Here is a 26,459-nt window from a genome sequence, read left to right as displayed (position 1 = left end):
ATAGGATTAGTTATCGCTTTTTCTTCGTATCTTTTATATTTGGTTGGTTTTTATTCACCTTTTCAAACAAGACGTTAACAAGAACTTTGTTTTCTTCAATTGTCTTAACACTTAAAACTTTCCCTTTGCGACCTTTAATTTTTATATTTTCATCCACAGAAGGAATATTGTTGACTAACTGAACTAATTGTACTGAATTATTTTCAATAAAATGAATTACATACACCTTTAGATCACTCCATTCCATTAATATTTATATTTAAAAAAGAGGATGAGGTTGGTAAGACATTTTTCATCTCTTTATAAAATATTGGGTAATACATAGATTTAGACCGCAGTCATAAAACATTTATATATAACCCTCAGATTTTGGATATGGAGATCTGATATAGATAAAAAAATTCCTTTTTATAATATTTATAGTAATATTTTTTTAGATCTAGCTATTGAACGTTTTGCTAATAGTGTAAAATAGTATTAGGCAAATCGCTAAAATATAAAATACCTTATGGAGGTTTTCACCTTATTATGTCTAAGCACTATGAAGATTCGAATTTAAAAATATTCTCCTTAAACTCAGACCCAGCTTTATCAAAAAAAATCGGCGAAATTCTTGGAGTTGATTTAGGGAAGTGTTCTGTTACTCGCTTCAGTGATGGAGAAATTCAAATTAATATTGAAGAAAGTATTCGTGGTTGTGAGGTTTATATTATTCAATCAATTAGCTCCCCAGTAAATGAACATTTAATGGAGCTTTTAATAATGGTAGATGCTTTAAAGCGTGCTTCAGCAAAAACAATCAACCTGGTTATTCCATACTATGGCTATGCTAGACAAGATCGTAAAGCAAGAGCAAGAGAGCCAATCACAGCAAAACTTATCGCAAATCTACTTGAAACTGCTGGGTCAACTCGTGTTATTGCACTTGACCTGCATGCACCACAAATTCAAGGATTCTTTGATATACCAATTGACCATCTTATGGGTGTTCCTATTTTGGGAGAGTATTTCCTAAATAAGCAATTAGATGATATTGTCATCGTTTCACCAGATCACGGCGGCGTAACTCGTGCTCGTAAATTAGCAGATAGGCTAAAAGCACCTATTGCAATTATTGACAAAAGACGTCCAAGACCAAATGTTGTTGAAGTCATGAATATCGTAGGGAATATAGAAGGAAAAACAGCGATTCTAATTGATGATATCATTGACACAGCAGGAACAATTACATTAGCAGCAAACGCTCTTGTAGAAAATGGTGCAAAAGAAGTTTATGCGTGCTGTACACATCCAGTTTTATCAGGACCAGCAATTGAGCGGATTCAGAACTCTAAAATTAAAGAACTAGTTGTAACAGACTCAATAACACTTCCTGAAGAGAAGCGTATTGATAAGTTAGTTGAGCTTTCAGTTGCTCCCTTAATTAGTGAAGCGATTAAACGTATCCATGAAAAACAATCTGTGGATGAACTAGTTCAGTAATTTTTATTTCTGATAGGTTTTATATACCTGTCACCATCAAATAAAAATAATTGCTTTGCTAATCATTATTTTTTTAATATGAAGTAAAAGCCTTCGAAGATTAGGTGTTTCTTGATCTTCGAAGGTTTTTTGTTTAGCCTGACATTTTTTTGCTAAAGCGAGTATATAAAAACTACCGAAGTGGATGGTTTAAATAATCTTCAATTGGATGGTTAATCAACTTAAGTTAAGCTATATACTAACCTATAGTCATGTTTAATTTACGAAGTATTATCTTTATATAAAGGGGATATAATTATGACAATTGCTATTATATTAATTGTTATTCTGGCTATAGCGGCATTAATAGGTACCATACTTGCAGCAAAAGACAATGATAAAGATTATAATAAAAAAGCAAAAGGAAATGTAACAAGATTGACTTCTATCTATGCTATTGTAATCTTTTTATCTATAATAGCTGTTGGTGTTTATATTACTCTTAGATAAATTATGAGATAAAATAAAACCTTACACTTTATGAAAAAACAAGGTGTAAGGTTTTATATATTTATTTCTATTTTGTTATCTTTTAAAGGTTTGCAATTAAACTACTATAGATAAAAATGACAAGGGTGGAAAAAATGGATTGGAAACCTGACAGAACAGATAAAAAACCTATTTACAAACAAATAGCTGAATATATCGAACATGGGATTTCCTCTGGTCAATTTCCTGCTGATAGTGTTCTACCTTCTGAACGAACATTAGCAAAAGAGTTGAATGTAAATCGTAGCACTATTGTGTCTGCATATGAGGAATTACAGTCTCTTGGCATAGTAGAGAGAAAAAAAGGCAGCGGGACGAGGGTAAGTACTGATATTTGGGGGATTTCCCATAAACGTATCCCAAACTGGGGTCGCTATGTGGAAGATGGCTCGTTTTTACCAAACCTTCCACTAGTACAGAGAATCCGATCAGAAATTCAAAAAAATGATTTAGTGAATTTAGCAAGTGGAGAATTATCACCTGAGTTAATGCCCGATAATCATTTTAAAAATATCTTGGCAACTCAATCTTTCATAGGGAGCCTCGGTTATGATCATCCACAAGGAAATGATGAGCTTAGAAAAACATTAGTATCTCATGTTAAAGAAAATAAACACATAAAAACGGATACTTCTTCCATTCTTATTACTTCTGGTGCACAACAAGCGCTTCACTTAATTGTAGAGTGCTTGCTTAAACCAGGGGATGCCGTTGCAATCGAAGATCCATCATATACGTATTCTTTACCTTTATTTCAATCTGCTGGATTAAGAACTTTTCTTTTACCAGTTGATAAAAACGGTGCTAATCCTGAAGATTTGCTCTTATTGCATAAAAAGCATCGCATTCGGATGGTCTTTTTGAATCCAGATTATCAAAATCCAACAGGAACTATTCTCAGCCTTTCAAGACGCAAGAAATTTTTGGAGATATCTACTGAATACGGTATTCCTATCATTGAAGATGATCCTTACAGTTTGACTTCCTACAATAACGAAGTCAATCCGACTCTTAAATCGCTTGATGAAAATGGAAATGTTCTATATATAAGTTCATTATCAAAAATTGTTGCTTCCGGATTAAGAATTGGCTGGATTATTGGCCCTCCACAAGTGATCCAACGTCTTGCGGATGCAAAACAGCAAGTAGACTTTGGACATAGTGTATTTCCGCAGTGGATTGCAAATGAATTTTTGGGTTCAGAATATTTCAATTCCCATATAAATATGATCCGAAAGCAACTTAAACTTCGTAGAGACGAGCTTGTTTTAAGTCTCAAGGAGATTATGGGGGAACAGGTGGATTTCCTAACACCAGAAGGAGGCATCCACTTATGGTGTAAGGTAAATCCAACGATAAATGAGCATAAATTACTTGAAGAATCGATCAAAAATGGAGTTGCATTTGTCCCTGGAAGCATCTTAGGTTCTAATAAAGGCTTTATACGATTTACATATGGACGGGGACAATTAGATTTGATTCGTAAAGGGATCGTAAGGTTTGCTGAATCCTTTAATCATTTAAAACAAGACCGTTAATTAATGATTAAAAATAGAGGGGCACTTAGAGTGGAGAGAGGTAACTGAAAGATCTTACTTTATAAAACTCTTTATTATGATAATGAATCCTTAATATGAATTATCTTATAAAATTGATTTAAAATATAACGGAGATGATAGAATAATGACCTGGCCTTTTGTAATTTTGTTGATTCTTGCTGGTTTACTTAAAATAGTAGTGACCTGTCTTCCAACCGGTGTTGTGGAATGGCTTATCAGCAAGTATGAATTGCATCAAAAACTTAGTAACGAGACTGTCACCGTAACCATCGATGGAAAACACTTGGTAGGTACAGACAAAATTCAAGTTATTAATTATTTTAACGAAGCATTATATTTAGAGCGATATTACACATCTCTAGAAAACAGTGTAACTCCATTGATCATTGACACTCCGAGAGGCAAAAACAATATTAGGTTATTTGTGTACATTTACAATGATCGTGTTGATGTAGTCAAGACATTCAAGAAGAAAGTAGTCGCATATCGACTGCGTTCCGATAATCTCCAAAAACGTTCTTTCTTAGCAACAGAGGATTTAGCATAATCAGTAAGCGGAATGCCCAATATTCAAGTACTAGGGACTAACTTAAAGGAAAAGCAGCTAATAACACGTTGCTTGACCCTCATTGGACAAGTAAAGTGCTGGAGGGAAAAGAAGATACGATCAGAAAAGTACTAGTTGATCAAGATAGAGAAGAACTCATGATAGGGAATGGGATTGTAGATTTCCTGAGTAGTATGATGACTGATCGATTACGCTAAACCAAATTCAATAAAAGCGCGGGTCACAAGTAAGTTGGTTACATTCTTGAAAATACAGCTAACGGTTGATTAACTTTTTACATGGTTGTGACGAACGTAGAAAGTTTACATTCGTCACGATAATCTAGAAAAATTATATCATACGGCGTCATTTATAAGTTAGAGTACGTTAAATGTATAAGGAATGTGTTATCTATTAGAAAGGGACGATGATGAAATGGTTACAGAAATCCAACTAAATGATACTAAAATTAATATCACACAATATGATGAAAAAAAGATAGAAGGTAAAACTCAGATATCGGTAACTTTTTATGTTACAAATGACAACTACCATGACATAGCAACGTTATTATACAAAGGAACATTTGATGTAATCGTACTCAAGAGACAACTTGAGTTCCGCGGAACGATTCAAGAATATTCAACATCAATTACGAATCTATACGAAAAAGGGCAAATTGGTGAATATAAACTGACTTTGAAAGAAGCGGAATAATAGAAAAGGGGATTTTCATCTTATGAAATTAAGCATTTTAGATCAGTCTCCCATTTCAACTAATCAAACGGCAAATGAAGCATTACAGGAATCAATGAATCTCGCACGTATAGGGGAGACATTAGGATATTCACGTTATTGGATTGCTGAACATCATGCAATGCCAGGGCTTGCATGCTCCGCGCCCGAGGTAATGTTAGGGTATATTGGGGCAAATACAAAAAATATACGAATTGGCTCTGGAGCAGTTTTATTGCCATACTATAAGCCGTATAAAGTAGCAGAAACCTATCACATGTTATCCACTCTATTTCCTAATCGAATTGATGTAGGGATTGGAAGGGCACCGGGTGGTCCTGCTGAAGCAACAAATGCATTATCGGATAACTATTTGGAACATGTATATAAAATGCCTGATTTAGTAAACGAATTAATTAAATACATAGATAATGAAGGGACCGTATTAGAGGCTTCTCCGATACCGCAAATTAGTCCTGATCTATGGATGTTAGGTACAAGTAGAAAAAGTGGAAATTTTGCGGCGGAAAATGGTTTAGCCTATAGTTTCGGACAATTTATGAGTGATGAAAACGGAACAGAAATCGTCCAACAATATCGTCAGTCATTTCAACCAAGAAAAAAAGGGCAAAAACCATACGTCATTATGGCTTTATCAGTAATATGTGCAGAAACTACTCAAAAAGCAGAAGAAATTGCTTTAAGTTCAATTGTTTGGGAACTACAAAATGAGAGTATGAAAGGAAACAAAGGAGTTCCTTCTGTTGATGAGGCAAAAAAAATTCTATTAAATCTACGTAATCAAAAGTCTATTGAAAGAATAAAAAAGAAAATGATTATAGGTAATCCTAATGAGGTGAAAAGTAAAATATTAGAAATTCAATCTCATGTATTAGCAGATGAAATCATGATTGTAACTATCACTTATTCATCAAAGGATAAGCATCAATCATATCGATTAATCGCAGAACAATTTATTAAATGAAAAAGTTAAGATTAAAAGAGAGTGGAATGATTAACGTTTTTTTCCCTTTAGTTCCATTTTAGAGTAGAAGAGATTAAAAGGAGTAGTGTGTTAAAATTGGTGAAAAATTCTTCTGCGCGAAACGTTTCCTTATAAGTGCCAAAGCACGAAATATTTTTTAAAAAAGCAAGGTGTAGATTAGACGCCTTAGCTTTTCTTTTTTTAAATGAATAATGGAGGGTTCTATCTATTGAAGTAACGGGGGCTTTGTTGAAGAAGAAAGATGAAAATTAACAGAGCCATTTGCTGCACAGTACAAATATACTATTCAATAGGAATAGATTATTCAACAATTGAAACGCGAGGTGTTGAAGATCTAATTTCACATTATTTCTAACTAAACTAATTTGTAGGGAGTTTTGTGTCAACTCGTCAGTTGGGATGTAAAAGGACAGGAAAGTTTGTACAAAATACCTTTGATAAATCGTAATTTAATGTACATAATTTCTTGTCTAATCTGTAGACTTTTTCGTCCTTGAACAAACGAAGCAGGTTAGTAAAAGGGTAATGATTATTAATGTTAAAGATTATTACGTAAAATATAAATTTGACGTAATAATCTAAAGAATTTAAAATAGAAACATAGAATAAATGAATTCGAGGTGAAATTTTATCGCTAGTGAGTCTCAGCAACAACATTATAAAAAACTACAATCTATGCTCAAGGAATTGCCATGGTATGTTGAAGAGTATATCGATCATAAACGAAGAAAACTTTCTGCAGCTTCATTACTAAATTATTGTCATGATTATAAAATCTTTTTTAACTGGATGATTTCAGAGCAACTTTTTTCAGGTGCAGTTAAGGATATTCCATTGGAAAGATTAGAAAAATTGACTGTGCAACAAGTGGAAGGATTTTTGTATGCTCTTCAGTACAAATTAAACAACAAAGAAATCACCGTTAATCGTAAGCTATCAGCCTTAAAATCACTGTTTAATTATCTACAAAACATCGCAGAAACTAGAGATTTAAAGCCTTATATCCAGCGAAATGTCATGGCGAAAATTGAATTTAATGAACTTAATGAAAGTATGGAGACAACTGCCAACAAAATGGAAGGTAAAATTTTACTTGGTGATGAATATGAAAAATTTCGCCGGTTTGTTGCACATGATTACGGAGAAATCATTAAAGATAATAAGAAATTACTTAACTTTTATAAATTAAATCAAGAACGTGATACAGCGATCGTATCTTTAATTTTAGGGTCAGGTCTTCGACTTTCAGAGGTCGTAAACCTTGATATCGATGATATTGATTTCAGCAAATATTCAGCACGAGTAATAAGAAAAGGAAATAAAGAACAATATGTATTCTTTAGTAAAATTGCTATGGATGACCTACAACAATACCTTAAAATTAGAGAAAATCGGTATGGTGTTGAGAAAAATAACAAATCTTTATTTGTTGCAGCACCCATGGGACCTAAAGGAAAATCAAGACGACTAACCGGACGCTCAATTGAAAAGCTTATCGAAAAATATGCGATTGGTTTCGGGAAACCGGCCTTATCAGTACATAAATTAAGACATTCTTTTGCAACAAGATATCATTCAGAGATTAATGATGTACCTAAACTAAGAAGACAATTAGGACATTCATCGATACAAACAACGATGATCTATACACATATTAGAAATGATGATTTAAGGAGTGCTGTAGACAGAATGGATATACCGAAAGATCATGGTGAGTAAAAATGGTCATTAAAGGCCATTTTTTAAATTCTAGTTTACATAATATATATTCTAGGAAGTTAAAAATTATAATCAAATTTCATCTCAAACCTTAAGTTTACTCAAGGAATTGAGACAGAATTAAAATTTACTGAATTTTGGCTAGTTCCTTTAATAATCATTATTGTCAAGTTGCTATTGTCAACTTGACGATAATGTTCTGCACCATCCTGTTAACTCTCTGGTACAGTCCGATACGTTTTGGGTACTGGATATATATATAATATATTGGTACGTTACGTCCAAATAATCAACTATTTGGACGTCATGACTAATGGTATTTCAAAAAGCGTTAGAAGATTTTTTACTGTACCTTGCTGAATCATAAGCGGTCAACAGATTGGGATGATCTAACCCCCTCCCTTCTTTGCCACCTTATTCACCTTCTCTTTTAAAGGCTTTTCTGTATTAGCCTACAATTCTGTTCGTAAATTCCATAGCTCTGGGAAAAATCTTTGATCAAGAACTTGTTTTAAGTAATTGACACCAGAAGAGCCACCTGTTCCAATCTTGAATCCAATAATTCTTTCAACGGTCTTCATATGGCGGAAGCGCCATTGTTGTAAACTGTCTTCAATATCGACAAGCTTTTCAGCAAGTTGATATAAATCCCAGTACTTGTCAATATTTTTATAAACAGTTGTCCAAGCATCTTGCACACTTTGATCATGTTGATATGGTTGAGTAACATCACGATTTAGTACATTCTCTGAGATTTCAAATCCACCTCGTTGTAATGCTTTTATCGAAATATCATACAAACTTGGTTCTTGGTAAGCCTCATTAAGTTCTTTTGATAGCTTTGAATCTTTCTCATAAATTTTTAAAATATAGTCTGTTTTGTTACCTAGAGCAAATTCGATTAAACGATATTGAAAAGATTGAAATCCTGAGGAGTTACCCAGTTCACCTCTGAACTCAAGATATTCTGATGGAGTTAATGTTGATAAAACATCCCATGCTCTGATAATCTGTGATTGAATTTGTGACACACGTGCAAGTTTTTTAAAACTTACTTGTAAGTCTCCATCAGAAATGGCTTGTTTTGCTGCGGTTATTTCATGAAGAATTAACTTCATCCATAGTTCGCTCACTTGATGAATCACGATAAATAACATTTCATCATGATGATCTGATAATCTTTTTTGACTGGAAAGAATGGAATCAAGTTGCAGATATTCACCATATGTCATTTTATCCCTAAAATTCGTTTCAATATTTTTTTCGTCGTCAGTTGGTTTTTTCATACTCCCACTCCATTCTTGTTCGATAATGGTCTAACAGCTGCTCTAACTAGGCTTCCGTCCGCATATTCAATTGGAAGAGGTAGGGCAGATAACTCGTACTTACCTGGTTTAATATGATCAAGCAAAACATTTTCAAGGATATATATCCCATGTTTATAGATGCGATGATGGATTGGTAGTTCCTTACTGTCAATTTGATCGACGGAAGGTAAATCAATTCCAATTAATGTAATGTCCTGATTTTTTAAATAATCAATTGCTTCTAGAGTAAGAAGTGGAATTTTTTTGGGAAACACAGTTAAATCCCTTCTTGCTGACGTTCTTAACAATATTCGTTTTGATCCTTTTATTTCAAACTTTTTTAATACCTCAACATCGATCAGTTCATGTTGAGAAACATCAATAACTAGACATGGACCAATAAAAATATTAATGTCTAAATCTGTTACACGTGTTCCATTTTCCAAAAAGTGAAAAGGTGCATCAATATGTGTACCAGTATGTAAACTCGTTACCATTTTCCCAATATTAACTGATCCCGTTTCACTTTTACGAAAAACAACCTCGTATGAAAAAGGCGTGTCGCCTGGCCAATGAGCTATATCTTCCCTAAGTGGCTGAGAAATATCAATCCATTTTTCAGAAGTCATCCTTTCACCTCATTACGCAATAATTTCTCTTGTATTATCAAAATTTTTGTACTGCTCCTCTTCCATAATCTTCTTTAACACATTAACCGTTTTCCATATATCGTAAAAAGAATTATATAGAGCAACAGGTCCTAGTCTAATAAAATTAGGAGCTCTAAAATCTGGTATAATTCCATGACTTTTCAATGCTTTACAAATACTAGCTGATTGCTCGTGTTCTAGTAAAATATGGGCACCTCGTTTTTCTTCTTCAATTGGACTTACAATCTTAAATTTGTATTGACTTAATTCAAGTTCGATTAATTCAATAAAGTAATTCGTCAATTCAAGTGATTTCTTACGAATGTTGTTGATTCCAACTTCATTGAAGATTTCTAAAGCCCCTATTAATGGAGCCATACTTAAAACATGTGGCGTTCCAATCTCATATGCACCAGCATCAACAGCTGCTTCAAGGTTGTGATTCATATCAAACTGTATTTCTTTCCTTGAACTAAACCAACCTGCAATACCAGGTGTTTTCCCAAAGTATTTTTGGTTTACATACAAACCAGCAACAGCGCCAGGTCCTCCATTAATATGCTTATAATTGCACCATACTGCAAAGTCTACATCCCATTTATGTAAGTCATGAGGCACTGCACCTATTGAATGGCATAAATCAAAGCCAATTTGAATACCACGTTTATGTGCTTCCTGTGTCAAGCGTTCTATATCTAAAATTTGACCACTGCGATAAAGCACACTTGGTAAAAAGATCAACGAAATATCATCTGTCATATGTTCGATAATTTCATCTTCATATAGAATTCCATCTTTGCTTTTCACCTGAATGAGTGCATCTTTTGGATGATAGCTCTTGAGTTGAATTTGGCTTTTTAATGCGTAAATATCGGATGGAAATGTTGCATCATCCGCTAATATTTTGTTGCGGGAGGTAGTAGGTTTATAGAATGTAGAAATGAGCTGATGGATGTTAACTGTTGTTGAACCTGTTACGATTACCTCGCTTTCATATGCTCCAACCAATGGTGCTAACTGCTTTCCTAACTGTTGTGATAGATCAAACCAAGGATAATCTCCTTTCATCCATCCATCAATTCCATATTCCTTCCATGAATGAAAAACTTTCATTAAAGATTGTTCTGCTCGCTTTGATAATAGGCCAAGTGAATTCCCATCTAAGTAAATTTTATCACCGATATAAAATTCATTTCTGTATTGAGCTAAAGGATCCACAGCATCTTTATTTTTAGCAAATTCAATCTTATTTATATTCTTATCCCCAGTCATTTCTTCACCTCATAAAAAATTCTGAATTATTAAATTCATTATATTTACCCGATGCTTCTGTTAGAATTGATATTCGCCTTGTCGTTTACCAGGATCCTATTGACATCTTTGAGAAAATTAAACAATATGATTCTAGTGTCGAAGTAGTATTTATCGGTTCGATGAAACCTTCTGGAACGTCTGCTGATTTGAAAATCGTAGAAGTGGTCACGGAGCTATTCATCAATCTTAATAAAAGAAGCCGCTCATTCAACCAAGTCTTGGCGGATCCCTACCAGATTATGTATGGCCTAGTATTTTTGGAGTACCCTCTATCATCATGCCAAATGCCAATTTTGATCAAAGGAATCATCCCCTAACGAAAATATAGAATTGGATTATTTTTAAATGGGATCAATTTGTGATCTTATTTGAGAGAGTTGTTTTGAATTCAATCCCTACCGCTGTCGAAGAACTGTTGAATATACAACTGCTGAGTCAATGTGCAATTTTTCATTTGTGAAATTTTCGACAGTTTTTAGTGAAAAAGCAAAAAAGCCCCAATCCCTTACCTTCCAAGGAACTGAAGCTTCTCACCCTGATGATCCGAGAGGATTCACCCCCCGCCCCTTCTCTATCAAAATCGCATTTTAATTGGATGAAATTGTAAAGTGAACACAACAATCAAATTCAAAAATCCTGCGACATTATAAAAAGAAAAAGAGTTGTAGCCTAACATTGCGTTCAGGTGTTTCAAAGGAGGGTACGTTGAGATGCCTGCTCACAATAGTGGGTTGTCCATCCAGATTGTCTAGGATATGGATAACGAATCTTTCTATTACCACTATTTTTTGGCTATACCTATTACGTCATTACCTCAGAAATATCTTGCTTTAAATACGAATTTTCTCTAATTTTATTCTTCGATCTTAAACCATGGACCTGAAGCTTGAATTATGCCCCAAAGTTTTTCCGGAAGCTCAAGCTCACTAACCTTTGTAGCCTTTATTGATGTTTGTATTTCAGACTCTTGTCCATTTTGAACCTTTTTAACCCAGTCTGGATTCATGATTAACGCGTGGCCTATAGCAGCTAGGGTAAGACCCTTGTCTAATGATTTTGCAACATCATTCGGAGTTACCATAGAACCAGCAGCCAGTACAGGAACTCGGCCGTGTATATGGTCAACAATTAATTCAAGATACGTTTTTTCATTTTGACTGTCGACTGGTGTTGAAGAAAGTACATTTACCAAGGAAGCATGCACATATGTAACATCTTCTTCAATCAGGCGTTCAATTAATTCGTAGGTATCAGTGATTCTCAAACCTCCTTCTTCTGATTCTTCAGGAGAGATTCTGTATCCTAACATAAACGGTTTTGTTGCATGCTTTTCAATCACCTTTTTCACTTCTTGAACAATTGCCAGTGGGAAACGCATGCGATTTTCTAAAGTTCCTCCCCATTGGTCTTCTCGTCTATTGAAGAAAGGAGAAAAGAAGTTTTGCATTAAAAACCCATGAGCACCATGAAGTTCAACGCCGTCAAAACCTGCTTCAATTGCTCTTCTTGTTGTTTCTCCAAATGCATGGATGATATCTAAAATTTCCTCGTGTAAAAGTTCTCTAGGTAAAACTGATGGGGCAAATCCAGTTGCTTCAGTCTCTAAAGCGCTGGAACTAACAACCTCACTATTTGGTGTCAAGTCCGGGAGTGCTTTGTTACCTGCATGGAAAATTTGAAGGATAGCAGGAGCTCCGCCACTTTTCGCGGCATCAGCTAATTTGCGTAATCCTGGCAGAAATTCATCACCATAAGCTGCAAATTCATTTGTAAAACCGATCCCGTTTGGAGTAACATGTGTACAACCTGTAATAACAAGTCCTACTCCGTTTACTCTTTTTTTGTAATAGGATAATTCATCATCTGAAACCGTGATCATCATTACTGGACCAAGTTGTCATTGGCGCCATAACTACTCTATTATTAAGGGTTATTCCGTTTTTAAATGTAAAAGATTTAAATAAGTTGCTATATTTTCCGCTCATTTTATAACCTCTTTCTGAATAGTATTCTAGTAAAGGCTCATCAACCTTCATATATTTAAATGGTGCAAGAATAGGTTAAACCCTAGAGTGTACTCTAAAGCAAGTGTTTTTTTATCTTGTTTATAAAACACGATTTACAAAACTGTCTATATAAGGTTTTAAAAAAAGATGTAAATGAAATACAACCGGCTGCTTAATTTCCAAAGAAACAGTTTCCTAATTTATTATTTTCATAAACATTTATTTTAGTATCTAGATGCTTTAAACTTTGACGAATCTTCTCCAATTCTTCCACTACTTTTTTGCGATGATTTTTAAGTAGAGCTAACCTTTCTTCCATTGTTTCATCCCCAATATGCCCCCACATAGCAAATTGCTTCATGTCTTTTAGTGACATCCCGGTATTTTTTAGGTGGAGCAATGATTCAATCCATAATTTATTTTCATCCGAGTAAATTCTGACATTGTTATCGTCTCTGTTTACTTTGATTAACCCTTCTTTTTCATAAAACCTCAATGTATGTTCGCTTAACCCAACAATTTTAGAAAATTCCCCAATAGAATATGTCAATATAACCGCCTCCATTAAATCTGGTTTGACTATTTCTTCTTTCTTTTTTAATTTGTGACATAAAAAAAGAATAATACTTAGAGTTTACTCTAAGTCAAGATTTTTTAATTCCGCTACATAAGACGATTTGACATCGTTATTGGTATATAAATAGGCAGAAGTCCCCGTAGTACTGGCGAGTTCCTTTCTTATAGAACTCGTTTCCTAATTCAACTAAAGAACCCGCTACTAGTATTCCGCTCTCTTTTGAGGTACTTGCATAGCAAAAAGCAAATATAAAAGCAGTGTGTTTCTGAATAAGAAATCACACTGCTTTTAGCACGAGTCAACTCAACTCGTTTCATCTACCAATTTTTGTATTTTTGAAGACTTATCACAAAATGCTACAGCTGGGCTAAGTTAATTTCACTTTTTCTTAATTAAATGTGAAGGTAACTTATATTAAGTAACTATCTATTTGAGTATAATTAATGCATTTTATACCATAATAAAAAGTAGTATTTTATAATCATCATTCTCGGAGGCACTATTATATGAAAAATTGGAATATGCTTGTCTTACTTTTAGCTCCATGGTTTACCTTTTCATTATTTGGAGGTGAGGCATTCCGAAGATTTTTACCTACGGCTACTTTTAGTTCATTGGTAATATCTTTAATAAGCGAATTGTCCAAAAGCCGTAAATGGTGGAAAGTAAAAAAACCAATATTCCCAGGCTTATCTACAGATATAACATTTGTGTTTGGACTTTTTTTCACAATAAATTTATGGGTATTTAAATTAACTTATAAAAGAGTATGGCTTTATATAATTACTAATGTTTTTGCTGATTTTTTATTTGCTTATCCTATAACAACTCTTGCAGAAAAATTTAAAATTTATAAAATGGTTAGAATGAAAAGAAAACATCTCTTTTATCTAAGTTTATTTGTTGCACTTCTTAATTATTTATATCAATTCATTGTCGTAGAGCCTTTAAGGGAAAATACAAATAAAAAAACTACTCATTAGAGTCGGATATCAGTGAAAGACAAACCTATTAACGATAATTGATTTCCTTTATAGACCACATATTCTACCACAACAATTGATTATTCTTGTTTTGCTATAAATCCTGAGATAAGCGTATCATATCTCTGCACTGAATACCGTTCTCAAAAATTGGTTCTGGGTAATGCTTAATAAAAAAGTCCATATCTACTCCAATAATTCTAAAGCCACATTTTTGATAAAGAGCTAGTTGACCTACACCTGAATTTCCAGTACCAATTTCAATTGTTTTATAGCCTTTTGACCTAGATACCTGTATTGCATCTAACACTAATTGTTTACCTATACCTCTACCTTGTTTCTCTTTTGTTACTGCGACATTCACTAACTCCACGGTCTCAGGTCTTGTTGGAAGTAATACATATACTCCAACAATTTGCATTTCACTTTCAGCAACAAAACACTCTCCCCTATTGACATATTCCTCGACAATATCTTGAGACGGGTCAGCTAATAATAACAATTCAATTGGAGGTTTTTCACCTACGTTAAGTTTCCTAATATCCATAATTAATCTCCTTTTGATATCCTTATAATATCTTTCATGTTACCAATTTTCCTTCTAAATACTCCGATAGTTGTAGAAAAAAGCGATCCTTCCTTATTGAAGAGTCGCTTTTGATTAAGGTAAGGAAGCTATTATCGGATGCTTCTTCATTGTTCCTTGCCTCTAATTGAAGAAATGCACTTTATTTGGGGGCAATGGGAACTGCAAAACAGTCTTCTTTTATAGAGATATGCTTCTGTTGAGCTTGCGGGTTGAGTTTTCTATAGAATTTTTAGTATATGTGCAAGGTCAACTTTGTTTTGGCTTCATTCTATTTCCATGTATTCAGTTTTTGTAAATGTGAAAAAGTTCACTACAAGCCGCTCCTTTTTAAAAATATTAATCCATTATTGTGCAGAAGCCCAGAAAAAACTTTATTAGACAACATGTCAAAGTTAAAATGGTATTGGTGGATAATATTTATTTTAATGGTAGTTACTGCCTTTATTATGAATAGTCGGTATTTATTTTTATAAAAATTAACGAAGGAAAGATGTCATGAAAAAGATTATTAAAATATCCATAGTGTTCATATCTATCATGTGGGTATTTCATACATTTTCAAAGAATTTTTTGGTAGATCCAGCTTTTGAAACGTTTATTTCTAGAAAGGATCAAATTCTAACGAATGAATCCCTATGGGTGTTTATGATTCGTATTCATATCTCACTGGCCATTGTTTCTCTTATAACTGGTTCCCTAGGTTTTATTAAAGCAATTCGAGTAAAATCTATTAACTTTCACCGTTGGAATGGCCGTATATATGTCCTATCAATCGTATTAAATTTCATTCCTGGGGTTTACGTCTCTCTCTTTGCAACAGGGGGATGGTTTAGTACAATAGGTTTTCTTATTTTAAATACATTATGGCTTGTAACTACCATCCTTAGTTATCTGTATATCAAGAGACGAAAGATGATTTTACATAGCCAATGGATGATTAGAAGTTTCTTTCTTTCACTTGCAAATATGACGATTTATATAATTGTCGCCATTACACATAATCTTCTGAATTTCCCCTATGAAAATTCCTACATGGTAGCAGTCTGGTTATGTTGGATTATTAACCTACTTTTTGCAGAATTAATAATAAGAAAGAAAGTATTATCTTAAATTAAGATGGATAAAAATTATTCAAATGAAATAAATGTTTTATTTCTTATTTATTGAACGAAATTGTTAAATAATGCTGCTTTATTTATGAAATAGCGTATCTACTTATAGTAGATACGCCCTCATTAATTCAATAAAAAAGTGCGATACAAATTTATACCGTAATTAAATTATCACTTTACATCAACCAATTACTTAATTAAAAGTGTTTTTAGAAACAACACTCAATCTAGTTTGATCCCTCATAATTGAATTGCTGAGTACTTTTTGTAGACGCTAACTTATTTCAATCTAATATTACCCCTTCTTGAAGTAAGTAATGCACCTGTTAACTTAAATACATAGTTTAAGATTCTAATATTTATATTACTGAAAAAAAATACTTCCAGTTAACTGAAAAGAGTTATACTACATTATGTATTTTTAATCTTTTATCACAAAACCATGAGGCCCTTTTAATGCCTTCGGTTCCAACAATACTTCCAACAATTCCAATTAATATACTTGATGAAATTATTTTTATTGCATAATAAAGACTTGTACCAGTAATACAATCGAGAATTAAAAATTTTTTTATTGTTGAACCTTTAATTATGTAGAAAACAACTTGATTTTGTTTTTTTACACTCAAAAATGTCACACCCTTAGTGTTTTTCCTAAAGATATGATAAAAAAAGATTGTCTTATTCCTATTTTGTATCGTTAGTAAAAAAGCGTATCTGCTTAAAACAGAAACGCTAGACACTAGTAAAATACTATTATTAAATGTACTCTAGTTCCCTTGCTTTCCTCTTCTAAAAAAAGGATATTAGAGTTTGATGTAAGTCCAAATATAGGGAAAACTCAATGTAAGTATTTATTCGTAATTAATAATTGTTTATTTTTAATGGATTTTTGAATGTTATTATAAAAAATACCAACCAAAAAATTATTAAGGAGAATCTTAATAAACATAAAATAGCAAACATATCAGCTTGTAAAGTTTTTGATATTAAATGTTCAAACTCATTTCCCTTTGTTCTCCCTATGCTAAAAGGTAAAAATAGTATAGGCGTAAGAATAGTTATGAATACCGTAATTACGGACAATCCAACATTTTTCTTTTTCCATATTGATTGGCAAAACAGCCAAAGTGACTGACTTTATCACAGGTAAAAGTTTTTATATAAAACGTACAATTGGCTCAGGGCATATGAATGAAAACCCCGGAATAATTATCTTTTTGGTAAAGAGTCCTTTCTGAGATGCTATCTCTAATATTTTAAGACGGAATTACAAATGTTTTGTCATAAAAACAAAACTCGCCAGTATATTGGCGAGTTAGTTTCTTCATTGTGGAAATTCTGTTCCTTGTTAAATTCCCGAAAAGGACGGTTTTTAATTGAGCTAATTTTATTTAAGAAATTCCGTTAAGAATTTGGGTTAATGCTTCGCTAATCGGCGTAACAGGACGACCGAGAATTTTCTCGAAATCATTTCTTTCAACTTCTAATGATCGGTTTCGAATGCTCTCTTGAATACCAACTACAATCGGAATCACAAAATCAGGTAAACCTAAACCTTTCATGATTTCGGCATATTTCTCATCATCGACTTGTTGTACAGGTATTTCTTTACCCAATACAACACCAAGAACAAATACTAATTCTTCTTGAGTTAAAAGAGGACCAGAAAGTTCATACACCGTATTTTCATGCCCTTTACCTGTAAGAACTGCTGCTGCAGCTTCCGCGTAATCTTGTTGTAGTGCCCATCCTACTTTACCTACTCCGGCAGATGTTACCCATGGTGCACCTGCTATTGCACCTTGAATGCTACCAATTTCGTTTTCCAAGTACCAATTGTTACGCAAAAACGAATATGGAATTCCTGTTTTAACTATTGCTGCTTCTGTTGCAACATGAGGAGGGGCCATTATATTTGTGCTTTCTGTTGCATTTGCTAAACTTGTATAAGCAATAAATTTAACTCCCGCACGTTCAGCTGCTCCAACAGCATTGGCATGTTGACGAATTCTTGTTTTATTGTCCCCATCGGCAGAAATTATTAATAAGCGGTCGATACCTGCAAAAGCAGTATCCAATGTTTCTGGACGGTCAAAATCTCCCAGACGAACATCCACACCACGAGCCCTTAATCCTTCCGCTTTCTCAGGGTTGCGAACACTTACAGCCAGTTGTTCTGCTGCTAGAGTTTTTAATAAAGCTTCTACAACTTTCGAACCTAATTTCCCCGTTGCTCCTGTAACTAATAATTTCATTGTATATTCCTCCAATCTTTTAAATGTAACTAATATTATTACATGTATCTATTGTAGTTACATGTAAACGATTTGTCAACAACTTTTAAAAAAGCCTCTTTTAATATATAATAAACTTGTAATCAAATTAATTACACGATAGTCTTTTAATAAGGAGGTTGAATAAATGTCTGTAAGTAGTCGTTTTGCTGTTGGAATTCATATATTATCTCTTATTGAAATAAATAAAACTGGAGTAAGCACATCTGAATTTTTAGCGGGGAGTGTAAACACGAATCCAGCCGTAATTAGAAAGATTATGGGAATGCTTAAAAAAGCAGGATTGGTAAATGTACGTCCTGGTATTGCAGGGGCGGAACTAGCTAAAGATTTATCTGATATTACATTACTGGACGTTTATAAGGCAGTTGATGTTGTAAAGGAAAAAGAACTATTTAGCATACATGAAAACCCAAACCCAGATTGTCCGGTTGGGCGAAATATTCAAGATTCAATTAGTATACATTTTTCGATTGCTCAAACTGCACTAGAGAAGGCTCTTGAAAATGTTACGATTGAAGATGTTGTAAAGGATATTGTAGATAAAGGAAAATTAAAGTCATAAGGATATGCAACTATAAGGAGGGTCATGTTTTAACACACCCTAGACTAGGTGCCTTTATGACAAGAAACGGATTTTTAGCAACTGTAGAAAGTGGAAAACCCGAAATTCGTCCGTTTGGGATCCAGCTCTATTTAGACGTCATTTTAAGTATTATCTTTGTACTGCAAATACAAAAGAGATATATAGACAATTACAGGTTTCTCCCTTTATTGAATGTTCACTTTCTACTCTAAATAAATAATATTCATTCTTTATATTCACAGAATTGTCTGTTGCTCTTTCTTCAACTAAACTCCCTCAATAAAGGAGTTCCCATTTACCCTCTAATCAACATAAAATAATTTTTTGTTCATTTAGTTATAGCAACATTAAAAACACAAAATACAAAAGTAAAAAAGGATACCATCGACAATAAACTAATTGGTATCCCTTCAATCAATATCATTTTTTATTTCTTTACACGTCTAATTGATAACCCTTAACAAAATGGTAAAATGATTGATTCCAAATTAGAATCATTCTCCTTTATCCCTTAATTTTGATTTTGAAATAAAATATAATTTCTTAAAAAGGTTGCGACAATGCCATTTATAGCAATATATTTTGTTAAGCTGGAACTCAGTATCAAATTGGTTTACTGCACCAAAAGATTGATCATTGTTACTATATTTTCTAAAATTGCTCCTTTTTGTTTAAGTTAGCCTATCTCGATGAATTAATTGTTGAGGATATGTCCTACATCCAGGCAGTCAGGAGGTATATTACTATGATCCTTGTAGAGTTCTCTCCTAATTTTTGTTCATTTTCTGCTCTTCTTTAAATTTATTTAAACATTTTTTACATATACAATGTTTTCTTTTACTTTCCATAGGAACCAATTCAAAGATTTCATTTGGAAATTTTTCTAGGTTACACCAGCAGTTACCGTCTTCTCTAGCACCTACCATACACCCGTTTTCTTCATCACATATAGGACAAAATTTATTAGCCAATGGCAACCACTCCTTAATCCTTCAAAATTTAAATCAAATAAAATAATTTATATTTATATCCCTATTCTTCTACTAAACATTATTTTAATAAAAAAACGACTGCTCTTAATGAACAATCGCACTCCTCATGCTGTAACCCTCTCTCCTTTTATATCATGTAAACTACTAAGAAACTGACTTAACCATTAGTTAAGCACTGACCACCTTTTTCTCTAAAAGAAGTATCAGCAATAATTTCAATTTGAGGCTGACCATTCATGTATCTGACAACAGAAACACTGCAATTTTCATGTACCGCAAATTCGCTGCTTTTTGTTATTTGTACGATATAATTGCCAATTGTTACTCCATGAGAAAAGATGAGTATATTTCCTCCCTCGGAAGCATGCATTTTAACTATTTCATCAATTGCATTTTCAGTTCTTGCAAAAAGTTGTGCATAAGTCTCGCCTTCTGGAGCACAAGCATCTAAATCTAAGCTGAATAAAGTTTCAAGTACATTGCCGTATAAAGCTGGAATTTCCTCTTCTACTAACGCTTCCAAAACACCAAAATTCATTTCTTTGAGTCGTTTATCAATAGTTAACGGAATATCCCGTTCTCCAATAGCATATTTGGCTGTATCAATAACTCTCTGACTGTCACTAGAGTAAGCAGCTTTAAAGTTGATATCTGATAAACCTTTTCCAACTGATTTTGCTTGTGAAATACCTTTTTCAGTAAGCGGAGAATCACAAAAACCTTGCATTCGCTTTTCAACATTATATTGAGTTTCCCCATGTCTCACAAAATAAAGGGTGACTTTTTTCTCAGTAATCATAGTTAAACACGTCCTTTTGTTGTCAGGTAAAATCTAATTTAGCATTTTATCCTATTTTTCTGTTATATCTATTATTAGTTTACTTGCTCGTCTTCTCTTTAACAAAACCTTATTGAACATCCTTACTTTTACTATAACAGAGTAAGGATGTAATTAATAAAAATTTCCTGAGAGGATTTTATTATTAATCCATAAACTGTGCCTTTTCATTAAAAAACGTCCTATACCCGAAATGCGTAAAGATCATCACTGTTAACGCAACGCTACCGGTAATTCCTAAAAGAACCGCAATTTGATATTCAATTGCAATTAAAGGACTAATCCCTGCTAATATTTGCCCAGTCATCATACCAGGTAAAAAAACAATTCCCATACCCACTAAATTATTTATAGTTGGTAATATGGCTGAATCGAATGCAGAATTCACAACTGTCTTTGTTGCTGCCTCTGGTTTTGCACCTAGCATTAAAGCACCTTCTATTAGCTGTTTTTCTCTTTGGATCCCTTCAACTAAGTTCTTAACACCTAGAGTAATTCCTGTCATAGAATTGCCAATAATCATCCCTGCAATTGGTATTAGATACTGTGGCTCATACCAAGGTTGAAAATGGATAACAACAAAATTAAAGTAAATGAGTGTAACCAATGAACCAGATATCATGGAAATAGCAATAATTTTCTTTAGTTTTTTGTTAATTGGTAATGCTACTTGTTTATATGTATTATAGACAGCAAAAAAAAGCATTAATAAAACGATTAATGTAATAAGAAAAGGATTTGGTTGTTTAAATATATATGTAAGAATATATCCTACTAAAATCAATTGAATCGTCATTCTTGCTGTGGAGATGATAATTCGTTTTTCACGTTTTAGGCCACGCCATTTTACAAATACGATTAGTAATAAAATGAAGATGTATCCGGCAACTAATCGCCAAAATTCAATATCTCTTATAACATTATTCATCCTCTTTCCCCTGCTCTTTTCTCTAGTGTTATTATCTTTTCTCCATATTTTGTTGCGATTTTTTGTGAATGTGTGATCATAATAACCGATTGGCCTTTCAGCTTAACCTGCGTAATAAAGCTGTCCATTACTACAGATTCAGTGTCTTCATCAAGAGCTGCTGTTGGTTCATCTAACAGATATACTTCTGGTTCCATCAGATACACTCTTGCTAAAGCAAGTCGTTGTTTTTCTCCACCTGATAAAGTGTAAGCATCTTCATTTAATCCTTTATTTAAATGAACAATTTCTAAGGCTTTGTTCAATTCATCATCCTCTTTTAGCTTTTTCTCGGAAAAGTTCAACCCTATGTTTAAATTATCGCGAATTGTTCCTTCAAAAATGGTAGGTTGCTGTGCTAGCATGACAACTTTTCTTCTATGTAGGATTGGATCAACAACTTTTAAATTTTTATCCTTAAAATAAATTTCCCCTTCATCTGGTGATAACATGATATTTAACATTTTTAATAATGTTGATTTACCCGCTCCACTTTCACCAACAAGGCAAGTAATCTTATTGGATGGGATTTCCATCCGGTCTATAAATAAGATGTCTTTATAAATTAAATCCTCAATTATAAACATTTGTTTACCTCTTTATATTAGTCTATTTTTATATTGCTCCATGTATATAAGTTTGTAAATATAAATGCTTAAACAATATGAAAAACACCCACGTATTATGATGTACGTGGGTGTTACTTTTAGATTATTCTTTTAAATCTTCAATTGAATCGATGTCCATGTATTCAGGAACAACTAATCCAGTTTTTGCACCTTCAAGGTTTGCACCAAGATCCTCAAAGTCACCTTCGTATTTTTCGTATTGATCAGCATGAGTTAGTGGTAACCAACCTGCGATATGTGCATCAATACTTCCATCAGCTACACCAGCCCACATAGGACCTGCTTCAACTTGACTAAGTGTTACTTCATATCCTAGATCCTGAAGTACTTTTGCAACAACATTTGTACTAGCGATTTCACTATCCCATGCAACATAAGCTAATTTCACTTCTTCTCCATTACCTTCTTGTGCATCTTTCGTCCATTCTGCTACTTTGTCAGTATTTTCTTCTACCCATGCAGCTGCTGCATCTTCGGGTGAGGTTCCATCTTGAATACTGCTCATAACTACGCCCATTTCGTCTGGTGTCCAGTGGAATTGATCTAATACCTTGTGAACGCCCGGTAGATCTTCAGCTAATCCGTTACGTGCAATAGAATTAATATTTTCTGCTTCACCATATACACCCTTAGGATCTTCTAGGTATTTCAAATCAAATTTTGAAAACATCCAATGTGGAGTCCAACCTGTTATGATAATCGGTTCTTCATCGTCATAAGCTTTTTTTAGAGATGCAGTCATCGCTGCTCCTGAACCTTCAATTAGCTCCCAATCTGTTAACTCATACTCTTCAAGCGCTGCTGCAGTTGCTTTCATAATTCCAGCGCCTGGATCAATTCCCGTAATTTTGTATTCTACACTCTCTCCAAGAGATGCTTTGTTGCTACCTGAGTCAGTAGTCCCACTACTTTCCTCTCCGCCACTACAAGCAGCTAAACCCAATGATAATCCGAATGCTAATGTTACTTTTGAAAATTTTGTAAACATTAAGCTGTTCCCCCTTTTTTTGTTTTTCCTATATTTTGAGTAATCCGGTCTAATATAATCGCAATAATTACGATTGCTAAACCAGCTTCAAAACCAGTTCCAGTTTGTAATTGTGTAACGGCACGATATACGTCCGCTCCTAAGCCTGGTGCACCAACCATTGAGGCAATCACTACCATCGATAAAGCAAGCATGATGCTTTGGTTTATACCAGCCATAATTGTTGGTAATGCCAATGGTAATTGTACCTTCAGTAATTTTTGACCTGTTGTTGATCCAAATGCTTGAGTTGCTTCTATTAAATCTTCAGGTACTTGCTTAATCCCTAAAATTGTTAAGCGAATAGTTGGAGGCATTGCGAAAATAACGGATGCGACCACTCCTGGTACAACGCCAATATTAAAGAAAAAGATTGCTGGAAGTAAATAAACAAATGCAGGCATTGTTTGCATAAAGTCAAGGATTGGTGTCACTATTTTGCCGACCGTCTCACTTTGTGATGCCCATATTCCAATCGGAATACCAAGAATTATAGATATACCTACCGATGTAATGACTAAAGCGATTGTGTCTAGCATGTTTTCCCAATATCCTAGATTATCAATTAATAGTAATCCTACTAATGAAAATAGTGCGATCCGCCAATTACAAACCTTCCATGCTAGTAAACTGACAATAACAGCCAAAATAATCGTTGGAATAATACCTAAACCTAGAACGATCCCATCTACGAAGAACTCTAACCCAGAAGCAATACTTTCAAAAAAAGGTTCAAAATGATCAACAAGCCATTCGATAATTATGTCAATCCAATTGGCTATAGGTAATTTTGGTAATAATTCATCCATCTTAGAGTACCTCCCTTTCTACTTGCGCAGGGAGCTCTTTATCTTCAATGTCATTTATGTACGTCTCATTACCTGCCAGTGCTCCAATAACAGCTCCTCTAATGACAATACCTTTAAGTCGTTTGTCCTGATCAATAACAGCGACAGGTATCGTTGCAGTAGATACATCATCAAATAGTTCTATAAGAAGTGTATCTTGCTGAACGGTCGTTACATCTTTATTTATCACTTCTGCTAAAGGCAGATTTTTTTCAACCGCATCTCTTGCATCAGCAGCAGTTACAGCTCCTATTAATCTCTTTTGTTTATCAACAATATAAACAGTAGAGATTCCGTTATCTTTCATCACCTTAAGAGCAACCCTAGCTCCTTTTTCAAGTTGGATCGTTTCTGGTCGCTTCATAACATGACCAGCAGTCAATACTTTGGATAAATCCACATCCTCAACAAATCGCTCTACGTAGTCATTTGATGGATTCATCAGGATTTCTTCTGGTGTACCAATTTGAACAATATTTCCATCCTTCATTAAAGCGATTCGGTCACCAATTCGTAGTGCCTCATCAAGATCATGTGTGATAAAGATGATTGTTTTTTCCATAGTTGACTGAAGCTCTAATAATTCGTCCTGCATATCTTTTCTAATTAGTGGATCAAGGGCACTAAATGCCTCATCCATTAATAAAATGTCAGGATCATTTGCTAATGCGCGAGCAAGTCCAACCCTTTGCTGCATACCGCCACTTAATTGACTAGGGATTTGATGTTCATATCCTTCCAGACCAACAAGCTTAAGTGCCTCTAATGCACGTTCCTTACGATTTTCCTTGCTAACACCTTGAATCTCTAGTCCGTATTCTGCATTAGCCAAAACTGTTCGGTGTGGAAAAAGGGCAAAACGTTGAAAGACCATACTAAGCTTTTTACGACGCACATTTCGTAATTCTTCCTTACTCATTGAAACAATATCTTCCCCATCAATTAGTACTTGACCACTTGTCGGTTCTATTAATCGGTTAAACATCCGAACTAAAGTTGATTTACCACTACCGGAAAGTCCCATAATAACGAATATTTCGCCTGGATAGACTTCAAAGTTTGCACGATTAACACCTACAGTAGAACCTGTTTCTTTTAAGATTTCTTGTTTTGTTTTTCCTTGTTTGAGAAGCTGAGCAGCTTTTTTGGTGTTTTTCCCAAAAATTTTCGATACTTCTCGAACAGTGATTTTTACCGTACGTTCATTACTATTCATTTTTCCACCTCTACCTATTGACTCATATAAAGCGCGACTAACCATCTATTATTAATTAATCCTTCCCTTCAATGATTTATTGTCACGAACACTATGCCTTATTAATTATAGAAATAGTACAAAATGATTACAAAGCGCAAATAAGCTCATTTAACTCCGTAAAGTACGTACAGAAAATACTGTACGTACTTTACGGTCTATATACTTACAATTCCTCCATTTTCCTTTTGCTTCATTGCCTTTACAATCAAATCATATAAATGTAGTCTGTATATATATACTAGCTAATAGGATGTGACAGGGTTTGCAAAGTAAAGAAGAACTTGAGAAAGCTCGGGAACGTGTAATTGAAGCAATCTCTCAAAATATGAACTTATATGGTGTAACACCTTCAGTAGGAAGATTGTGGGGGCTACTTTACTTTCAAAATCAGCCTATGACCTTAGATGAAATGAAAAATGAATTAGGTATGAGTAAAACAAGTATGAGTACTTCTGTTAGGAACCTAATGGATTTACATATGGTGGACAAGGTTTGGAAAAAAGGTAATCGCAAGGATTTATACGTAGCTGAGGAAGATTGGTATCAAACCTTTATAGATTTTTTTACGATAAAGTGGAGAAATGGTGTACAAATTAATGTTTCTGCAATAGAGAAATCATTACGAGAACTTAATTTACTCCTTGAAAAACCAGAACTCACCGAAGACTTTATAAATGAAATAAAAAGTGATATTGAAAAACTTCATCAATCATTGGAATACTATGGCTGGCTAAATCGCTTAGTTGATAGCTTTGAAACACACGAAATTTTTGATTTCATTCCAAAAAAACCGAACGATCACACGAAATAATCGTGGTTGATCGTTCGGTTTTTTTGTTTTTTCGAATTTCTCCGTTAAAGGAATTAAAAAAAGAAATTAAAAAAAGAAAAACACTGTTCACC

Annotated in this window: 26 protein-coding genes and 1 pseudogene; 11 read left to right on the top strand and 16 right to left on the bottom strand. The window is 33.8% G+C overall.

Annotation, left to right across the window (positions count from 1 at the left end):
- Positions 1–10 precede the first annotated feature (10 nt).
- Entirely contained in the window at positions 11–226 is a 216-nt protein-coding gene (locus HUW50_RS21250; protein WP_066340681.1) for a hypothetical protein, read from the bottom strand.
- Positions 227–528: 302 nt separating this feature from the next.
- Here HUW50_RS21250 and HUW50_RS21245 point away from each other — a divergent pair, with 302 nt between their 5' ends.
- The 7 genes from HUW50_RS21245 (at position 529) to xerS (ending at position 7,576) form a co-directional block, all read left to right on the top strand.
- A complete protein-coding gene (locus HUW50_RS21245) occupies positions 529–1,482 on the top strand; it encodes a ribose-phosphate diphosphokinase (protein ID WP_066340678.1) in 954 nt (317 codons plus the stop codon).
- Between the two features lie 297 nt (positions 1,483–1,779).
- The gene (locus tag HUW50_RS21240) at positions 1,780–1,971 is read left to right on the top strand and encodes a hypothetical protein (RefSeq protein ID WP_185653206.1); all 192 of its coding nucleotides are present in this window, start codon (positions 1,780–1,782) and stop codon (positions 1,969–1,971) included.
- A 134-nt stretch (positions 1,972–2,105) separates the two neighbouring features.
- Positions 2,106–3,548: a MocR-like pyridoxine biosynthesis transcription factor PdxR gene (pdxR, locus tag HUW50_RS21235; protein ID WP_066340674.1), complete on the top strand. Its 1,443-nt coding sequence runs from the start codon at positions 2,106–2,108 to the stop codon at positions 3,546–3,548.
- A 145-nt stretch (positions 3,549–3,693) separates the two neighbouring features.
- Complete coding sequence (locus HUW50_RS21230) at positions 3,694–4,116, top strand: YfmQ family protein (protein ID WP_066340672.1); 423 nt, start codon at positions 3,694–3,696, stop codon at positions 4,114–4,116.
- 435 nt (positions 4,117–4,551) lie between these two features.
- The gene (locus tag HUW50_RS21225; RefSeq protein ID WP_066340670.1) at positions 4,552–4,833 is read left to right on the top strand and encodes a DUF3219 family protein; all 282 of its coding nucleotides are present in this window, start codon (positions 4,552–4,554) and stop codon (positions 4,831–4,833) included.
- 22 nt (positions 4,834–4,855) lie between these two features.
- Entirely contained in the window at positions 4,856–5,836 is a 981-nt protein-coding gene (locus tag HUW50_RS21220) for an LLM class flavin-dependent oxidoreductase (protein ID WP_066340668.1), read from the top strand.
- Between the two features lie 651 nt (positions 5,837–6,487).
- Complete coding sequence (xerS, locus tag HUW50_RS21215; protein WP_066340665.1) at positions 6,488–7,576, top strand: tyrosine recombinase XerS; 1,089 nt, start codon at positions 6,488–6,490, stop codon at positions 7,574–7,576.
- Positions 7,577–8,028: 452 nt separating this feature from the next.
- Here the strand turns inward: xerS and kynA are convergent, their stop codons facing one another.
- From kynA to HUW50_RS21185, 5 genes and pseudogenes are all read right to left on the bottom strand, one after another.
- Positions 8,029–8,862, bottom strand: a complete 834-nt coding sequence (gene kynA / locus HUW50_RS21210; protein ID WP_185653205.1) for a tryptophan 2,3-dioxygenase — start codon at positions 8,860–8,862, stop codon at positions 8,029–8,031.
- Positions 8,859–9,512, bottom strand: coding sequence for an arylformamidase (kynB, locus tag HUW50_RS21205; RefSeq protein WP_066340656.1), 654 nt, complete (start codon positions 9,510–9,512; stop codon positions 8,859–8,861). Before kynB ends, kynA begins: the two co-directional genes overlap by 4 nt.
- Before the next feature lie 12 nt (positions 9,513–9,524).
- Positions 9,525–10,805, bottom strand: a complete 1,281-nt coding sequence (gene kynU, locus HUW50_RS21200) for a kynureninase (RefSeq protein WP_066340654.1) — start codon at positions 10,803–10,805, stop codon at positions 9,525–9,527.
- 895 nt (positions 10,806–11,700) lie between these two features.
- Positions 11,701–12,832: pseudogene (locus HUW50_RS21195) on the bottom strand (NADH-dependent flavin oxidoreductase).
- 193 nt (positions 12,833–13,025) lie between these two features.
- Entirely contained in the window at positions 13,026–13,403 is a 378-nt protein-coding gene (locus HUW50_RS21185) for a MerR family transcriptional regulator (RefSeq protein ID WP_066340653.1), read from the bottom strand.
- 533 nt (positions 13,404–13,936) lie between these two features.
- Between HUW50_RS21185 and HUW50_RS21180 the strand changes: the two genes are divergently transcribed.
- Complete coding sequence (locus tag HUW50_RS21180) at positions 13,937–14,413, top strand: hypothetical protein (protein ID WP_066340652.1); 477 nt, start codon at positions 13,937–13,939, stop codon at positions 14,411–14,413.
- 94 nt (positions 14,414–14,507) lie between these two features.
- On the opposite strand, the gene HUW50_RS21175 is transcribed toward HUW50_RS21180, so the two are convergent.
- A complete protein-coding gene (locus tag HUW50_RS21175; RefSeq protein ID WP_066340651.1) occupies positions 14,508–14,960 on the bottom strand; it encodes a GNAT family N-acetyltransferase in 453 nt (150 codons plus the stop codon).
- Positions 14,961–15,497: 537 nt separating this feature from the next.
- On the opposite strand from HUW50_RS21175, the gene HUW50_RS21170 reads away from it, so the two are divergent.
- Positions 15,498–16,112 (top strand): DUF2306 domain-containing protein, encoded by a 615-nt coding sequence (locus HUW50_RS21170; RefSeq protein WP_066340650.1) that lies wholly within the window; start codon positions 15,498–15,500, stop codon positions 16,110–16,112.
- Between the two features lie 403 nt (positions 16,113–16,515).
- Here the strand turns inward: HUW50_RS21170 and HUW50_RS21165 are convergent, their stop codons facing one another.
- Positions 16,516–16,743 carry a hypothetical protein gene (locus HUW50_RS21165; protein WP_083964832.1) on the bottom strand — a complete coding sequence of 76 codons (228 nt, stop codon included), beginning with the start codon at positions 16,741–16,743 and terminating at the stop codon, positions 16,516–16,518.
- 765 nt (positions 16,744–17,508) lie between these two features.
- On the bottom strand, positions 17,509–18,372 hold the full coding sequence (locus tag HUW50_RS21160) for an SDR family oxidoreductase (protein WP_066340642.1): 864 nt from the start codon (positions 18,370–18,372) through the stop codon (positions 17,509–17,511).
- A gap of 166 nt (positions 18,373–18,538) precedes the next feature.
- Between HUW50_RS21160 and HUW50_RS21155 the strand changes: the two genes are divergently transcribed.
- Positions 18,539–18,976 carry an Rrf2 family transcriptional regulator gene (locus tag HUW50_RS21155; RefSeq protein WP_185653202.1) on the top strand — a complete coding sequence of 146 codons (438 nt, stop codon included), beginning with the start codon at positions 18,539–18,541 and terminating at the stop codon, positions 18,974–18,976.
- Positions 18,977–19,764: 788 nt separating this feature from the next.
- Here HUW50_RS21155 and HUW50_RS21150 read toward each other — a convergent pair.
- From HUW50_RS21150 to HUW50_RS21120, 7 genes are all read right to left on the bottom strand, one after another.
- Entirely contained in the window at positions 19,765–19,968 is a 204-nt protein-coding gene (locus tag HUW50_RS21150; protein ID WP_066340628.1) for a cysteine-rich CWC family protein, read from the bottom strand.
- Between the two features lie 178 nt (positions 19,969–20,146).
- Positions 20,147–20,788 carry a histidine phosphatase family protein gene (locus tag HUW50_RS21145; protein ID WP_066340626.1) on the bottom strand — a complete coding sequence of 214 codons (642 nt, stop codon included), beginning with the start codon at positions 20,786–20,788 and terminating at the stop codon, positions 20,147–20,149.
- 184 nt (positions 20,789–20,972) lie between these two features.
- The gene (locus HUW50_RS21140) at positions 20,973–21,755 is read right to left on the bottom strand and encodes an ABC transporter permease (protein WP_066340623.1); all 783 of its coding nucleotides are present in this window, start codon (positions 21,753–21,755) and stop codon (positions 20,973–20,975) included.
- Positions 21,752–22,381: an ABC transporter ATP-binding protein gene (locus HUW50_RS21135; RefSeq protein WP_066340620.1), complete on the bottom strand. Its 630-nt coding sequence runs from the start codon at positions 22,379–22,381 to the stop codon at positions 21,752–21,754. The genes HUW50_RS21140 and HUW50_RS21135 overlap by 4 nt, the downstream gene beginning before the upstream one ends.
- A 124-nt stretch (positions 22,382–22,505) precedes the next feature.
- On the bottom strand, positions 22,506–23,411 hold the full coding sequence (locus HUW50_RS21130; protein WP_066340617.1) for a glycine betaine ABC transporter substrate-binding protein: 906 nt from the start codon (positions 23,409–23,411) through the stop codon (positions 22,506–22,508).
- On the bottom strand, positions 23,411–24,259 hold the full coding sequence (locus HUW50_RS21125; RefSeq protein ID WP_066340614.1) for an ABC transporter permease: 849 nt from the start codon (positions 24,257–24,259) through the stop codon (positions 23,411–23,413). Before HUW50_RS21125 ends, HUW50_RS21130 begins: the two co-directional genes overlap by 1 nt.
- Position 24,260: 1 nt before the next feature.
- Positions 24,261–25,514 (bottom strand): quaternary amine ABC transporter ATP-binding protein, encoded by a 1,254-nt coding sequence (locus HUW50_RS21120; RefSeq protein ID WP_066340611.1) that lies wholly within the window; start codon positions 25,512–25,514, stop codon positions 24,261–24,263.
- A 304-nt stretch (positions 25,515–25,818) separates the two neighbouring features.
- Here HUW50_RS21120 and cudC point away from each other — a divergent pair, with 304 nt between their 5' ends.
- On the top strand, positions 25,819–26,367 hold the full coding sequence (gene cudC / locus HUW50_RS21115) for a choline uptake/conversion transcriptional regulator CudC (RefSeq protein ID WP_066340608.1): 549 nt from the start codon (positions 25,819–25,821) through the stop codon (positions 26,365–26,367).
- Positions 26,368–26,459: the final 92 nt, after the last annotated feature.

Origin of the sequence: Metabacillus sp. KUDC1714 (assembly GCF_014217835.1) — a bacterium.
Lineage (GTDB): Bacteria > Bacillota > Bacilli > Bacillales > Bacillaceae > Metabacillus > Metabacillus rhizosphaerae.
This window is presented reverse-complemented; position numbering and strand designations above follow the sequence as displayed.